Origin of the sequence: Bradyrhizobium sp. 139 (assembly GCF_023074175.1) — a bacterium.
Lineage (GTDB): Bacteria > Pseudomonadota > Alphaproteobacteria > Rhizobiales > Xanthobacteraceae > Bradyrhizobium.
Window position 1 is genome coordinate 1 of the sequence record NZ_JADPKS010000072.1, and the last position, 11894, is coordinate 11894.

Genomic DNA, 11894 nt, shown 5'->3' on the forward strand with positions numbered 1-11894 from the left:
TCGAACCCGTGATCGGACATCTCAAAGCCGAGCATCGAATGGGCCGAAACTATCTCTGGTACCGCCAAGGCGACGCTGCCAACGCCATCCTCGCAGCTGTCGGCTACAACTTCCGCCGCCTGATCCGCTGGCTCAGGCTTTTGTTGTGCCAGATACTCCTCGCCCTTATGGCAACGATTCAACCCGCTCCGGCTTAAAACCGGCGTTCTTCACGGACGACCAAGTAGACGAAAGCCCGCCACGGTGGGCGGGCTTGTCGCTCTCAATGGCCGGCGTCGAATTCAGCGGCGGGACGTTGGCGACGCGACCGCCTGTGCGAGCGTTATCAGCCGCTCCTACAGGGTTGCCTCCGTATGCTGATTGTTGCCCTTGCTTGAGCAACTCGGCAATGCTGCCAAACGCGCGAGCTTGAACGCGGTCAGCGAGTTGCCGATCCACATTCCGGGCGGCTTATCTGCCCTTCCGCATGATCTTCCATAGCCTGTAAGACTTGCCGTGCGAACATCGTAGGAGCCCGACGCTGCGAACAGTCGAAGGCACGGGTGGCGAACATTCAGTACAAATTGCCGGTACTCAGATTGAGCGGCCGAGGCGGTCATCGGTTTCGAACTGGAGGCGGCTCTAGAAGCACTTGCTTTAGACCGTCGGCGGTATCCACAACAATCACAAAGTACAGTGTCCCACCCTCATCTACTAAACCGCCGCTTATTGCCTTTCCGCGCGTTGATCGCTCAGCGACGACGGCATCCGACAAGTGTTGTCGAACGGCTTACCGTCGACACGAGTGCAATGCCGTTCTCGGGGTCACGTTTGATCTCATCGTGCTCCGCCCATGATTTGATGTGGGCTGCCTCCAGGGCCGGGGCGAGCTGGCATCCGGTCAAGGCACATCGCCAACCCCACATCTGATCACGCGATCCCTGAATTCGGCCTGGCCGATACGCGTGGCCTTTTCGGACTTGCCCTGCGTCTTCAGACCGCGGTCGGCCGCATGCGACGTCACACGGTTCCGACGAACCAGTCCATCGACGAATTCGATTGCCGCCGCGGTCTCTCCAGTTTCGAAATATCGGCCGAACCACGCCCAGCCTCTCTTAGAACACCAATCCTCATAGACAATGAAAGATGCGCGTCGAAGCGCCTCCTTCTTCTCATCGAGGAAGAAGTCCCAGTTCTCGTCCCAATCCTCGGGGACAAGCTCGACGAAACTGCCCTTCTCGGGGCCGCTCACGATGGTGTCGAGCAAGAATGCGTTCTTGGCTCCAAGCCCCACCCAGCATTGGCGGCTGCTCCCGAAATACCTGTCCGTGTATCCGCGGCGGAAATCTTCTCTACTCGTTCCAAACAACAGCGGTCATTGCCGCTGACTGACAGATCATGTCGAGCGCGGGCTCGTGGGTCCGCCGATATGAGTGTTTGAACTCCATGCCAGAACAGCCTGCTTGCAATGTTTAGTATCTCATGGTTCACTAAACAAATCGAGCTTGGCTGATCACTAAGAATCCAGGCAGGCACGAGGAAACGTCCGTTTAGTCGTTCAGCCCGTGAAGGACTGTATCGCTCTGCTCGAAGCATTCGAGCGGGTTGGAGAGTCGCGCCATGTCGATGGCCGGCCCCACTGGGAGGGAAAGCGTTATGAAACGAACAGTAAAGGCGCTTCTTACTAGTTTCGGAGTTCTCGCATCCGCGCTCAGTGCCGGAGTGGGGACGACCCCTGCGCACGCGCAGGCCAAGACCATCACGCTGTGCTGGGCCGCGTGGGACCCTGCCAACGCGCTGGTCGAACTGTCGAAGGACTTCACCGCCAAGACCAGCATCGGTATGAAGTTCGAATTCGTGCCGTGGACCAATTATGCCGATCGTTTCCTGAACGAGCTTAATTCGCACGGCTCGTTGTGCGATCTCATCATTGGCGATTCGCAATGGATCGGCGGCGCCGCGGAGAACGGCCAGTACGTCAAGCTCAACGATTTCTTCAAGAAGGAAGGGATCAGCATGGACGATTACATGCCGGCCACCGTGGTCGGCTATTCGGAGTGGCCGAAGAATACGCCAAACTATTGGGCGCTGCCCGCCATGGGTGACGCGGTGGGCTGGACCTATCGCAAGGACTGGTTTGCGCGGCCAGAGATCCAGAAGGATTTCAAGGCCAAGTACGGCCGCGATCTCGCTGCGCCGAAGACACTCGACGAACTGCACGATATCGCCAAGTTCTTCCAGGGCCGTGAGATCGACGGCAAGAAGGTCTATGGCGCTTCGATCTATACCGAGCGCGGCTCGGAAGGCATCACCATGGGCGTTTCGAACTATCTCTACGATCACGGCTTCCAATATCAGGATCCCAAGAAGCCCTATGCGATGGACGGGTTCGTCAACTCGCCCGGTGCCATCAAGGGACTTGAGGCCTACAAGGACCTCTATAAGTGCTGCACGCCACCCGGCGCATCCAACTCCTACATGTCCGAAGGCCTTGACGCGTTCAAGTCGGGTCAGGTTGCGCTGCAGATGAATTTCTTCGCCTTCTTCCCGGGGCTCTACAAGGATCCGAACGTTGGTGGCGACAAGATCGGCTTCTTCAGCAATCCCGCCGGCCCCGCCATACAGGCGACCCAGCTCGGCGGACAGGGTATCTCGGTCGTTTCCTATTCGAAGAACCAGGGCGAAGCACTGCAATATATCAAGTGGTTCTCCGGCGGGGATGTGCAGAAGAAGTGGTGGGCGCTGGGCGGCTATTCCTGCGCTAAGTCCGTGCTGAACGATCCGAGCTTCCCGAACAGCGCGCCGTTCGCCGGGGAGTTTCTGAAGTCGATGGGAATGATCGTCGACTTCTGGGCCGAGCCCTCCTATGCGCAACTCCTGCAAGCCGAACAGAAGCGCGTGCATGATTACGTGGTGGCGGACAAGGGCACCGCGCAGGAAGCGCTCGACGGTCTGGTGAAGGACTGGAAGGCCATCTTCAAGGAAGAAGGCAAGAAGTTCTAAGGCAACCGCCTGGAGCGCACGCGAGCGCGCTCCAGGCTCTCTTCGGCAATATCGGCAGTTGTCGCATAGCTGACGGTCCCGGCGCGAGATCGACCAAAGCCATGAACGATTTGAGTGCCCCATCGATCACCTATCGGGCCGTCCCGGTCCGGCCAGCCGTGGCGCGGCGTATCCGGGGCCTGTCGGACCAGGCGCTCGCCTGGCTCTTCATCACGCCGACGATCGTGCTGCTGCTGGCGATCAATGTCTTCCCGCTGGTGTGGGCGATCTATCTCTCATTCACTAACTACCGCGCCAATCGGGCGAACGCGCCGACGATATGGCTGGGCACCGACTGGTACCGGTCGATTCTGACCGATCCGGATATCTGGGCGGCGATGCAGGTGACGGCGCATTTCGTGATCTGGACCGTGCTCATCGAGACCGTGCTCGGGTTTGGTCTTGCCTTCCTCATCGACAAGAAATTCCGCGGCCATGGCATGTGGACAACGATCATTCTGCTGCCGATGATGCTTTCGCCGGCTGTCGTCGGCAATTTCTGGACCTTTCTCTATCAGCCGCAGATCGGCTTGTTCAATTATGTGGTCGCTTTCGTCACGGGACGCGACGCCTCGTCGTTCCAGATGCTGGGAGACGTGACCCTCAGTCCGTGGGCCATCGTCATCGTCGATGCCTGGATGTGGACGCCCTATGTGATGCTGATTTGCTTAGCCGGCCTGCGATCGATCCCGGACTACATTTATGAGGCAGCGGAGGTCGATCGCGCGTCGAATTGGCGGCAATTTTGGTCCATCACGCTGCCGATGGCTCTACCGTTCATCATGCTGGCTGTGCTCTTTCGTGGTATCGAGAACTTCAAGATGTTCGACATGGTCAATCTTCTGACCGGAGGAGGGCCGGGCTCAACCACGGAGGTTGCCTCGATCACGCTTAAGCGGGCAGCGTTTGAGAGTTGGCGCACCGGCTATTCCTCGGCCTTCGCTATCATTTTGTTCGTAACGGTATTCGGCCTCGCCAACATCTACGTCAAGGCGCTGAACCGGGTGAAGAACCGATGAGCGTCGCAAACGCAGCCCATTCAGTCGTCGAACCGTCGGCCCATGCACGCCGCTTCGCCGGCCTGCTCGTAATACTCTATGCCATCATCACGATGATTCCGCTGGTATGGATCGTGCTCACCTCGTTCAAGTCGCCCGACGATGCGATCTCCTATCCTCCGAAGATACTGTTCAAGCCGTCGGTCGAAGGCTACTGTAATCTATTCACAACCCGCTCGCGCCAGACGCCGGAATTCATCCAGACGCTGGGCCAGCCACGCGGGCTTTGCGACAGCATCGCGCGCAGCCGCAACATGGTCGTCGCCGGGCCGTCGAACTATGTGCCGCGTTTCGTCAATTCGCTGATCATCGCGTTCGGTTCGACGATGCTCGCTGTCGCACTAGGCACATTGTCAGCTTATGGCTTCTCGCGGTTCCGCGTGCCGCTAAAGGACGACCTGCTATTTTTCATTCTGTCGACGAGGATGATGCCGCCAATCGCGGTCGCAATCCCGATCTACCTGATGTACCGCACCCTCGGACTGTCGGATACCCGACTCGGGATGATCCTGCTCTACACCTCGGTGAACGTCTCCCTCGCCGTCTGGCTTCTCAAAGGATTCATCGACGAAATCCCGCGGGAGTATGAGGAAGCGGCGATGATCGACGGCTACACGCGGTTTCAGGCATTCGTGAAAGTAGTGCTGCCGCAGGCGACGACAGGAATCGCAGCGACGGCCATCTTCTGCTTGATTTTTGCGTGGAACGAATACGCCTTTGCTGTGCTTCTGACCTCTGGCAACGCGCAGACGGCGCCGCCTTTCATTCCGATCATCATCGGCGAGGGGGGGCAGGATTGGCCCGCAGTAGCCGCCGGTACGACGCTCTTCCTGGTGCCCATCGTCGTGTTCACGGTGCTGTTGCGCAAGCATCTTCTGCGCGGCATCACCTTTGGAGCCGTCCGCAAATGAGCCGCGATGCGAACACATCCACGCTCCGACGCGACCTCGCGGACAGGATTCTGCGACGCGGTCCGCTGGAGGCCGTCGCGACGACGATCATCGCCGCGGGAGTCGTCATGCTGATGCAGCCGTTTTTCCTCACGCTCTATTCTTGGTCGTTTGCGATCACGCTGTTCGGGACGGTGATGTTCACCATCGTCTCGAAGGTCAGGGAGTAAGGCGCGATGGCACAGATCAGGGTCGATGCGCTCGACAAATCCTTCGGGACGTTTCATGCGGTCAAGGCCGCCAGCTTCACGGTCGAAGACGGCCAGTTCCTCTGCCTGCTCGGGCCTTCCGGCTGCGGCAAGACGACAACACTGCGCATGATCGCAGGGCTGGAATTGCCGACCGCCGGCACGATCAGGCTCGGCGGCGAGGATGTTACGATGAATCGCGCCTCGGCGCGCGATATCGCCTTCGTGTTCCAGCTGTTTGCGCTCTATCCGCACATGAATGTCCGACGAAATATCGGCTTTCCCCTGAAATGCGAGCGCGTCGGAGCGGCGGAGCGCGACCGGCGGGTGGTGGAGGCCGCGCGTATTCTGCGTATCTCCCATCTCCTCGACCGGTGGGTGTCGGGCCTGGCAGGCGGCGATCGGCAGCGCGTCGCGCTCGGGCGGGCGATCGTCCGCAAGCCGAAATGCTTCCTGATGGACGAGCCGCTCGGCGCGCTTGATACGGAGATGCGCGAGGCAATGATCCATGAATTGCGCGCGCTGCATGACCGGCTCGGTGCGACCACCGTTTATGTCACCCATGACCAGCTCGAGGCCATGGCGATGGCCGACATGATCGCGGTGATGAATAATGGAGTCGTCGAGCAGGTCGCGAGCCCGCGCGACATCTACGACCGGCCCGCTTCGCTCTTCGTCGCAGACTTCATCGGCTCACCGCCTATGAATTTCCTGCCGTTCCACGGTAGCCTGCAAACCGGCGCGCAGGCGGTCTGGCTCGGCGAGCGCGAAATTGCAATTCCTGCTGCACGCGAGGCGCTGGCGGAAAGCGATCTCGTCCTGGGGGTGCGGCCGGAGCATGTGCGGTTCACCGATCGCGGCATGGTGCGGGGCGAGGTTTATGGGTCGGAATATCTCGGCACGACGCAGATCGTGACCGTTACTACGCGCTATGGCGCGCTTAAGGCCCGTTCGTCCAGCAGCATATACTTTCGGACTGGGGAAAGTGTCGGACTCGACTTCCGGCCCAATACGCTCTCGGTCTTCGACAAGGCATCGGGCCGGGCCATCCGCACTGCGTTGTATGAAGGAGGTGCGCATGGCTGAAGTCGAGATCAGGGCGGTCTCCAAGGCGTTCGGCCAGACTCACGCCGTCGTCGACCTGTCCCTCTCGGTTGGAGACGGCGAATTCGTTGCGTTGCTGGGGCCGACGGGTGCCGGCAAGACGACGGCGCTGCGACTTGTCGCCGGACTGGAGACGCCAGACAGCGGTTCGCTCCGGATCGGTGGACGCGATGTGACCGGCGATGCGCCGGCCGATCGCGACGTCGCCTTCGTCTTCCAGCAATATTCCTTGTATCCGCATCTTAGCGTGTTCGAGAACATGGCCTTTGCGTTACGTGCGCCGATCCGCCGCGTACCCGAGGCCGAGATTCGCGCGAAGGTCGAGGACGTTGCGCGTCTTCTCCACATCGAAACCAAGCTGCACAACAGGGCGACGCAGTTGTCAGGCGGGCAGATGCAGCGCGTCGCTATCGGCCGGGCCTTAGTGCGCTCGCCCTCCATCTATCTGATGGACGAGCCGCTCTCCTCGCTGGATGCCAAGCTGCGCGGCGAAATGCGCCTCGAACTCAAGCGCATCCAGACCGATCTCGGCGCCACCATCCTCTATGTCACCCATGATCAAACGGAAGCGATGACCATGGCTTCGCGCATCGGCGTAATCGAGGGGGGCCGGCTGATGCAGATCGGTACGCCGCGGGAGATTTACGAGAATCCGATCAACGCCCATGTCGCCGCGCGGCTTGGTCAGCCGATGATCAACCTGCTGCCGGCGGCTCTGTTTGCCGGCATTCCGCCCGGCGCCAAGACCATCGGCGCGCGTACCGAGCACCTGATGATCGCACGCAGCGGCGGAGACGTGTCGGCAACCGTCACGCGAGTCGAACATCTCGGCGACCAGAGCTATCTCCACCTCGACGTCGGCGGCCAGCCGGTCGTGACGTTGGCTGACCCCGAGGCGAGGTTGGGCCCGGGGGACATCGTCTCGCTCCGACTCAACAAGCCGCTGTTATTCGATGCGGCCGGCGGGAGGGTCGCGGCATGAGTCTTGATCGGGTTGCCAGGGAAAAGCTGGTGCGGGCGTTGGCGGAATCCGTGATCCAGCACGCCGACGAATTGACCAGCCTCGATCAGGCGATCGGCGACGGCGATCACGGGTTAAACATGAAGCGCGGTTTCGAGGCCGTGCTCGCGACACTGCCCGGCCTTGCCGACAAATCGCTGCCGGAAATGCTGAAGGCGATCGGAATGACGTTGGTCATGAAGGTCGGCGGCGCTTCCGGGCCGCTGGTTGGCACTTTCTTCATGGAACTAGGTAAGGCGCTTCCGGAGCAGTCGATCCGAGCGGATCTCGTCGCGGCGACAGCGAAGGCGATCGATGCCGTCAAGGCGCGCGGGCGCTCGGAGGCGGGGCAGAAAACCTTGGTTGATGTGCTGGTGCCGGTGCAGGTCGTGTTAGCGGGGGGCGGCGATGCCAATGCGATAGCTGCGGAAGCGGCGCAAGCGGCCGATCGGACCACGCCCATGCTTGCGATCCGCGGCCGTGCGTCCTTTCTCGGCGAACGTTCCATCGGTCATATGGACCCTGGTTCGCGTTCGGCGTCCCTTTTGATCGGTGCGGCAGTCGAGGTACTGGAATTCGAGGCAAATTCATGAACAGTTCAAGTTCCGGCAATGTCGGGATCGTCATCGTTTCACATTCGCCCAAGATCGCGGAAGGCGCGGCGGATATGGTGCGCCAGATGGTCGGCAACGCCGTGCCGCTCGCCTGGACAGGCGGCGATATCGATGGAGGGCTCGGCACGAATGTTGCCGGAATCCTTGAGGCGATCGAGACGGCCTGGTCGCCGGCAGGTGTGGCGGTGCTGGTCGATCTTGGTGGGGCGGAGACAAATTCCGAGATGGCGGTGGAAATGCTGCCTGAAGATCGACGGGCGCGCGTCGTCGTCTGCAATGCCCCGGTGGTCGAGGGAGCCGTGATCGCGGCAACCGAGTCTTCGGGTGGCTCGCCGCTTGCTGCCGTCAAGCGTAGCGCGGAGGAATTCTATGCATGATGCTCACGCCAGCCGGCCGGGCGAAACGCCGGTGCCGCTGACGGCCTCGGCGGTTCTCGTCAACAAAGTCGGTCTTCACGCGCGGCCGTCGATCAAGCTCACGCAGTGCGCGAAGGGTTTTACCGCGAAGATCGAGCTTGCCCTCGCGGCGGACGGACCCTGGACGGACGCCAAGAGCCCGGTGAAGGTGATGCGCGTGAAGGCGCCGCAGGGCGCAACGCTGCATTTCCGCGTCGCCGGCCCTGATGGCAAGGCAGCGCTTGCTGCCGTCCTGGCGCTTGTGCATGATGGTTTCGGCGAGGTCTGATCGCAGTGGCAGAGATCCATCTCATCGGCCGTGCTGCCTCGCCGGGTCTCGCCATCGGGCCGGTCACCATGCTGACTGCGGCTGTGGCCAGGCGGACAGCGAGCGACGATCCCGCGCAGGAGGCGGCGGCACTGCGGGCGGCGATTGAAGGCGCGAGGGCGGAGATCGCCGAGCAGATCAAGACGAACCAGGGCGAGGTGGCCGACATTCTGGAATTCCAGGTCGCCATGCTTGAGGATGATGCGCTGGCGGATCCGGCATATGGGGTCATCTCAGAGGGGATCGCTGCCGACCACGCCTGGCGCTTGGCACTCGACGTGGAAATAGCTGGCTATCGCGCTGCTGAAGATGAATATTTCCGTGCCCGGGCGGCCGATATCGTCGACATCCGCGACCGTGTGCTCGCGCATCTGAGCGGCGTGGATACGGTCGCCAGGATTGCCGGTGGCTCGATCGTAGCGGCTGACGACATCACGCCTTCCGCTTTTCTTGCCGCTGACTGGTCGCGCGGCGGGGCCATCGCGCTGGCTGCGGGCTCGCCTTCGTCGCATGTTGCGATGTTGGCGCGGGCGCGCGGGGCGCCCATGGTCGTTGGGCTCGGCCCGCTGTCGTGGAACGGACAGCCACCGGCGTTGGCGCTCGTCGATGGCGATGCCGGCACCGTGATCTTCGATCCCGAGCCGGAAACGCGCCGCCTGTTCGAGCATCGCATGGTGAACGCTGCGCAAGCCGCCGTCGATGCCGGCCGCCTCGAGTCGGCACGCACGGCCGACGGCCAGCGGATCGCGGTCCTTCTCAATATCGCCGCGCCCGAAGACCTCGCGGGCCTCGATCCTGCAATCTGCGACGGCATCGGCCTCGTGCGTACGGAATTTCTGTTCGAGGCGTCTCAAGGCCTGCCGGACGAGGATGCGCAATATGCAGTCTATCGGCGCATTCTCGATTGGGCCGAGGGAAGACCGGTGACGATCCGTACCCTCGATGCCGGCGGCGACAAGCCGATCGCCGGCTTGACGATCGATAACGAGCGCAATCCGTTCCTCGGCCTGCGCGGCATCCGTCTCTCGCTCGCGCGGCCGGAAGTGTTTCGCGGGCAACTGCGGGCACTGTGCCGTGCGGCTGTGCACGGGGCGCTGAAGGTGATGCTGCCGATGATCGCGGTCCCTTCGGAGCTCGACCGTGCCAGTGCCCTGCTGGATGCGGAGTTCACGTCGCTCAGGGCGGAAGGGATCGCCTGCGCCCGACCGCCGCTCGGCATCATGGTCGAGATCCCGGCGGCGGCGCTGCTCGCCGAGGCTTTCGGCGCGGCGTTCTATTCCATCGGCTCGAACGACCTGACCCAGTACACGATGGCGGCGGCACGCGACATCGGTGCCGTCGCGGACCTCAACGATACCGGCAATCCGGCGGTGCTGGCGCTGATCTCCCAGACGGTCGATGCCGGACGAAAGCGCGGCGTGGAGGTTTCGCTCTGCGGTGACGCCGCGGCCGACACCCGCCTGACGACGACGTTGATCGCCACCGGGTTGACAACTCTCTCGGTGGCGCCGATTGCCGTCGCGCGGCTCAAGGCCGCAATCGCAAAGGTGCGTTCATGACGGACGAAGCATGCGAGGATACCCGCGCGCCTGGTGACAGCAATGTGGCGGATTACAAGGCCATTCTGCGACGGGTGCTCGACAATCGGCCCTCGGGGACGCGGCTGAAGCTGGCGGCGGCGCTGGGCAAGAATCGCTCCTTCGTGACCCAGATCACCAATCCGGCGTATCTGGTTCCTATTCCGGCGAAGCATGTCACGATCATCTTCGAAGTCTGCCATCTGTCCGGCGCCGAGCGCGCGGCATTCCTCGAAGCCTATGGACGCGCGCATCCCGGCCGACTGCGCGCACCCCACCGCGAGGCGCGCACCCGCACCGTCTCGGTGACCGTACCCGACCTCGGCGATGACAAGAAGAACCGCGCGCTCGAACAGCTGATCGTGGATTTCGCCGCGCAACTCGCGCGCTATGCCGAAAGTGTGGGTTGAGCCATTGATTTGAACTTTAGATGAGACGGAGGGCGTTCATGAAAAAGCTGATCAACAGCACCGATACGATACTCGAAGAAAGTCTGGACGGTTTCGCGGCAGCCCATGCGGATATCCTGCTTCTTGGTGCCGAGCGCAAATTCGTCCGGCGCCGCACGTTGAAGCCAGGCAAGGTCGCGCTGATTTCGGGCGGCGGCTCGGGACATGAGCCGCTGCATGCGGGCTTTGTCGGCCTCGGCATGCTCGATGCCGCTTGCCCCGGTCAAGTCTTCACCTCGCCGACGCCAGACCAGATGATCGAGGCCGCGGAGGCCGTCGACACGGGAGCAGGCGTGCTCTTCATCGTCAAGAACTACGAAGGTGATGTGATGAATTTCACCATGGCAGCCGAGATGGCCGGGCGGGAAGTTGCGAGCGTGGTGACTAACGACGACGTGGCGGTGGAGAAATCGACGTATACGACTGGTCGTCGCGGCGTCGCGGGGACATTGATTGTGGAAAAAATGGTCGGCGCTGCGGCCGAGACCGGAATGCCGCTTGCCGCTCTCACGGCGCTCGGCGAAGAGGTCAACCGGCGCACCCGCTCGATGGGGGTGGCACTGTTGCCATGCACCGTGCCGGCGGCAGGGCGGCCAAACTTCGCATTGGCCGACAATGAAATGGAAATGGGCGTCGGCATTCATGGCGAGCCTGGCCGGCGCAGGGTGCCGCTGGCGTCCGCCGATGCGATTGCCGCCGAGCTGCTCGATGCGATCCTGAAGGATCTTGCACCCGGCAAGGGGAGTGAAGTGCTGCTTCTCGTCAACGGGTTTGGCGCGACGCCTCTGATCGAACTCTATCTGATGGTCAATGCCGCAAAGCGCATTCTGAACAGCGCGGGGGTGGCAGTGGCGCGCTTCCTGACCGGTTCCTACGTCACATCCCTCGACATGGCCGGTGTCTCGATCACCGTGTCTGTGCTCGATAGCAAGTCGACGAAATTATGGGATGCCCCGGCGCAGACCGCAGCTCTGCGATGGGGCGTCTGATGTCAGCTCACGGCTTAGTTTTGATCACAAACGATGACCTATCGACTCCGCTCCTGCGAAGCTAGTCGCCCGATTCATTCAGATTGCGGGATAGAGGTGCTTGAGTTTGATACGGGCATTGGAGGTTGAGAATTGCCAATTGGCCTTGGCGTGGTTGGCGTTGCGGTCGTGCTCCCATGCGGCGATTTCCTCAACGAGGGTCTGTTTATCGGCAATCCGAC

The 11894-nt window shown here is 61.8% G+C and carries 13 protein-coding genes and 1 pseudogene; 13 read left to right on the forward strand and 1 reads right to left on the reverse strand.

Annotation, left to right across the window (positions count from 1 at the left end; translation table 11 throughout):
- Positions 1–197 (forward strand): annotated as a pseudogene (locus tag IVA80_RS16860) (IS5/IS1182 family transposase); the annotation flags it as partial.
- A gap of 683 nt (positions 198–880) precedes the next feature.
- On the opposite strand, the gene IVA80_RS16865 reads toward IVA80_RS16860, so the two are convergent.
- A complete protein-coding gene (locus IVA80_RS16865) occupies positions 881–1246 on the reverse strand; it encodes a hypothetical protein (RefSeq protein ID WP_247432234.1) in 366 nt (121 codons plus the stop codon).
- Between the two features lie 389 nt (positions 1247–1635).
- Here IVA80_RS16865 and IVA80_RS16870 point away from each other — a divergent pair, with 389 nt between their 5' ends.
- The 12 genes from IVA80_RS16870 (at position 1636) to dhaK (ending at position 11673) form a co-directional block, all read left to right on the forward strand.
- Positions 1636–2982, forward strand: a complete 1347-nt coding sequence (locus tag IVA80_RS16870) for an extracellular solute-binding protein (RefSeq protein WP_247432237.1) — start codon at positions 1636–1638, stop codon at positions 2980–2982.
- Between the two features lie 101 nt (positions 2983–3083).
- On the forward strand, positions 3084–4040 hold the full coding sequence (locus IVA80_RS16875) for a sugar ABC transporter permease (protein WP_247432240.1): 957 nt from the start codon (positions 3084–3086) through the stop codon (positions 4038–4040).
- On the forward strand, positions 4037–4990 hold the full coding sequence (locus IVA80_RS16880) for a carbohydrate ABC transporter permease (RefSeq protein ID WP_247432273.1): 954 nt from the start codon (positions 4037–4039) through the stop codon (positions 4988–4990). Before IVA80_RS16875 ends, IVA80_RS16880 begins: the two co-directional genes overlap by 4 nt.
- Positions 4987–5199 carry a hypothetical protein gene (locus IVA80_RS16885; RefSeq protein WP_247432244.1) on the forward strand — a complete coding sequence of 71 codons (213 nt, stop codon included), beginning with the start codon at positions 4987–4989 and terminating at the stop codon, positions 5197–5199. The genes IVA80_RS16880 and IVA80_RS16885 overlap by 4 nt, the downstream gene beginning before the upstream one ends.
- Before the next feature lie 6 nt (positions 5200–5205).
- Positions 5206–6303, forward strand: coding sequence for an ABC transporter ATP-binding protein (locus IVA80_RS16890; protein ID WP_247432248.1), 1098 nt, complete (start codon positions 5206–5208; stop codon positions 6301–6303).
- A complete protein-coding gene (locus tag IVA80_RS16895; protein ID WP_247432251.1) occupies positions 6296–7303 on the forward strand; it encodes an ABC transporter ATP-binding protein in 1008 nt (335 codons plus the stop codon). The genes IVA80_RS16890 and IVA80_RS16895 overlap by 8 nt, the downstream gene beginning before the upstream one ends.
- Complete coding sequence (dhaL, locus tag IVA80_RS16900; protein WP_247432254.1) at positions 7300–7914, forward strand: dihydroxyacetone kinase subunit DhaL; 615 nt, start codon at positions 7300–7302, stop codon at positions 7912–7914. The genes IVA80_RS16895 and dhaL overlap by 4 nt, the downstream gene beginning before the upstream one ends.
- Positions 7911–8312 (forward strand): dihydroxyacetone kinase phosphoryl donor subunit DhaM, encoded by a 402-nt coding sequence (dhaM, locus tag IVA80_RS16905; protein WP_247432257.1) that lies wholly within the window; start codon positions 7911–7913, stop codon positions 8310–8312. Before dhaL ends, dhaM begins: the two co-directional genes overlap by 4 nt.
- Positions 8305–8619: an HPr family phosphocarrier protein gene (locus tag IVA80_RS16910; protein ID WP_247432261.1), complete on the forward strand. Its 315-nt coding sequence runs from the start codon at positions 8305–8307 to the stop codon at positions 8617–8619. Before dhaM ends, IVA80_RS16910 begins: the two co-directional genes overlap by 8 nt.
- 5 nt (positions 8620–8624) lie before the next feature.
- Entirely contained in the window at positions 8625–10217 is a 1593-nt protein-coding gene (gene ptsP / locus IVA80_RS16915; RefSeq protein ID WP_247432264.1) for a phosphoenolpyruvate--protein phosphotransferase, read from the forward strand.
- Positions 10214–10645 (forward strand): hypothetical protein, encoded by a 432-nt coding sequence (locus IVA80_RS16920; protein WP_247432267.1) that lies wholly within the window; start codon positions 10214–10216, stop codon positions 10643–10645. The genes ptsP and IVA80_RS16920 overlap by 4 nt, the downstream gene beginning before the upstream one ends.
- A 38-nt stretch (positions 10646–10683) precedes the next feature.
- A complete protein-coding gene (dhaK, locus tag IVA80_RS16925; protein WP_247432270.1) occupies positions 10684–11673 on the forward strand; it encodes a dihydroxyacetone kinase subunit DhaK in 990 nt (329 codons plus the stop codon).
- Positions 11674–11894 lie beyond the last annotated feature (221 nt).